The organism is Bacillus sp. LR--39 (assembly GCF_053613335.1).
In genome coordinates this window covers 1-1566 of sequence record NZ_JBSIOT010000113.1, presented here as the reverse complement: position 1 = coordinate 1566, position 1566 = coordinate 1, and the positions used below count along the sequence as shown (strand labels likewise).

General features: G+C 45.3%; 2 protein-coding genes. Both read left to right on the top strand.

Going from position 1 to position 1566, the window contains the following annotated elements; genetic code table 11:
- A partial coding sequence (locus ACWHAR_RS20880; protein ID WP_452087700.1) for a UDP-N-acetylglucosamine 2-epimerase occupies nt 1-416 on the top strand: 416 nt, incomplete at its 5' end.
- 116 nt (nt 417-532) lie between these two features.
- Nucleotides 533-1566: IS1182 family transposase (locus ACWHAR_RS20875; protein ID WP_452087699.1), on the top strand; the 1034-nt coding region annotated here is incomplete at its 3' end.

Here is a 1566-nt window from a genome sequence, read left to right as displayed (position 1 = left end):
CCGCTGTTCGTGAAGCGGCTGCAAAGCATTTCGGCGATTTGAATAAAGTCCACCTGATAGAGCCGCTCGAAGTCATCGATTTTCACAACTTTGCAGCTGAAGCTCACTTCATCCTCACCGACTCTGGAGGGGTGCAGGAAGAAGCGCCGTCGCTAGGAAAGCCGGTCCTCGTGCTTCGCGATACGACGGAACGGCCCGAAGGCGTCCAGGCCGGGACGCTTAAACTGGCAGGCACGGATGAAGATAAGATTTACCAGCTGACTAAACAGCTGTTGACCGATCAAGATGAATATCGAAAAATGTCCAGGGCTTCAAACCCGTACGGGGACGGACAGGCTTCGCGGCGAATTGCGGAGGCGCTGCTTTATCGGTACGGATACCGAAGCGCGCGGCCTGATGTGTTTAAAGATAAATAAAAAAGCTTCCTTTTCAGGAAGCTTTCAGCTTGTCGACAAAGTCACAAAAAAGTGGCTTGATCGACAAGCTTTTTTTGTTAAAATGTGTGTGGAATCTAATTTTTGGAGGTTTTACCATGTTGACCAAACACTCTAAAGATCAGCGTGAACAGCTTGAAGTCGTTGCCTTAAGTGAGCTTGTACCTGAAGACCATTTGGTCAGGAAGATGGAAGAAGCCATTGATTTTTCATTTATTTATCAAAAAGTTGCCCCTCTTTATTCTTCAAAAGGGCGTCCAAGTATTGATCCTGTTGTACTGATTAAAATGGTGCTCATTCAATACGTGTTTGGTCATCGCTCCATGCGCGAAACCATTAAGCGAATCGAAACTGATGTAGCCTATCGCTGGTTTATTGGATATGGATTCTCTGAAAAAATCCCTCACTTTTCAACCTTCAGTAAAAACTATGAACGTCGCTTTCATGACACAGACCTATTTGAAACAATCTTCTATAGGATTTTACGTCAGGCCATGGATCTCGGCCTCGTCGATCCTTCGGTTGCCTTCATCGACAGCACACATGTCAAAGCGAATGCCAATAAGAAAAAGTTTGTGAAAAAGATCGTAAGAAAAGAAACAAGAGCTTATCAGGAACAGTTAGATCAAGAAATTAATGCCGATCGCGAAGCCAACGGCAAAAAGCCCTTAAAGCCCAGGCAATGCTCAGAAGAACGAGAAATAAAAGAAAGTACAACAGATCCTGAGAGCGGCTATTTTGTAAAGGGTGAACGGGAACGCCTTTTTGCTTATGGTTTTCATACAGCTTGTGACCGGAACGGATTTGTGCTGGGGACGGTTGTTGAGCCTGCCAATATTCATGACAGCCAAGTGTTCACGACCCTGTTTCAACAAGTGAAAGAGCGCGTCGCCAAGCCTCATACGGTCGCAGTTGATGCCGGATACAAAACACCGGTTATCGCAAAATTTCTTCATGAAGAAAACGTTCGCCCTGTTATGCCTTACACGCGTCCGCAAACCAAAAAAGGATTCATGAGAAAACACGAGTATGTTTACGATGAATTTTATGATGTCTATATCTGCCCGCAAGACCATATTCTCTCCTATCGCACAACCAATCGGCAAGGTTATCGAGAGTATGCTTCAGATCC